Here is a 1,474-nt window from a genome sequence, read left to right as displayed (position 1 = left end):
GCGTAATTCAAGGGAGTGGGACGAGCGGCCTTGTGCTGCGAAGCAATCGGAAGTGGTTCCAAGAAAAGCCTCTAAGCTTCAGTCATACGAGACCGTACCGCAAACCGACACAGGTGGGCGAGATGAGTATTCTAAGGCGCTTGAGAGAACTCGGGAGAAGGAACTCGGCAAATTGGTACCGTAACTTCGGGAAAAGGTACGCCCCAGTAGCTTGGCTGATTTACTTCAGTAGGGCGAAAGGGTTGCAATAAACTGGTGGCTGCGACTGTTTAATAAAAACACAGCACTCTGCAAACACGAAAGTGGACGTATAGGGTGTGACGCCTGCCCGGTGCTGGAAGATTAAATGATGGGGTGCAAGCTCTTGATTGAAGTCCCAGTAAACGGCGGCCGTAACTATAACGGTCCTAAGGTAGCGAAATTCCTTGTCGGGTAAGTTCCGACCTGCACGAATGGCGTAACGATGGCCACACTGTCTCCTCCCGAGACTCAGCGAAGTTGAAGTGTTTGTGATGATGCAATCTACCCGCGGCTAGACGGAAAGACCCCATGAACCTTTACTGTAGCTTTGCATTGGACTTTGAACCAATCTGTGTAGGATAGGTGGGAGGCTTTGAAGCGGGGACGCCAGTTCTCGTGGAGCCAACCTTGAAATACCACCCTGGTTTGTTTGAGGTTCTAACCTTGGTCCGTTATCCGGATCGGGGACAGTGCATGGTAGGCAGTTTGACTGGGGCGGTCTCCTCCTAAAGTGTAACGGAGGAGTTCGAAGGTACGCTAATTACGGTCGGACATCGTGATGATAGTGCAATGGCATAAGCGTGCTTAACTGCGAGACTGACAAGTCGAGCAGGTACGAAAGTAGGACATAGTGATCCGGTGGTTCTGTATGGAAGGGCCATCGCTCAACGGATAAAAGGTACTCTGGGGATAACAGGCTGATTCCTCCCAAGAGTTCATATCGACGGGGGAGTTTGGCACCTCGATGTCGGCTCATCACATCCTGGGGCTGTAGCCGGTCCCAAGGGTATGGCTGTTCGCCATTTAAAGTGGTACGTGAGCTGGGTTTAAAACGTCGTGAGACAGTTTGGTCCCTATCTGCCGTGGGCGTTGGAAATTTGAAGGGGGCTGCTCCTAGTACGAGAGGACCGGAGTGGACGAACCTCTGGTGTACCGGTTGTCACGCCAGTGGCATTGCCGGGTAGCTAAGTTCGGAAGAGATAACCGCTGAAAGCATCTAAGCGGGAAACTTGCCTTGAGATGAGATTTCCCGGAGCTTTAAGCTCCTTGAAGGGTCGTTCGAGACCAGGACGTTGATAGGTCAGGTGTGGAAGTGCAGTAATGCATTAAGCTAACTGATACTAATTGCCCGTACGGCTTGTCCCTATAACATTAGTAGTTATAGGTCTGCAAGACTTCAAAACTGATTTTGATATAAAACTTACTTCTTCCAGATTCAAAGCGCTGTTGCCCC

General features: G+C 50.7%; 1 rRNA gene. It reads left to right on the top strand.

From position 1 onward, the window contains the following. Positions 1 to 1,386, top strand: a 23S ribosomal RNA gene (locus I4X03_RS22935); the annotation flags it as partial. Positions 1,387 to 1,474 lie beyond the last annotated feature (88 nt).

It is taken from the genome of Massilia soli, from assembly GCF_016809835.1.
In the GTDB taxonomy this organism is placed as follows: Bacteria; Pseudomonadota; Gammaproteobacteria; order Burkholderiales; family Burkholderiaceae_D; genus Telluria_A; species Telluria_A soli.
This window is presented reverse-complemented; position numbering and strand designations above follow the sequence as displayed.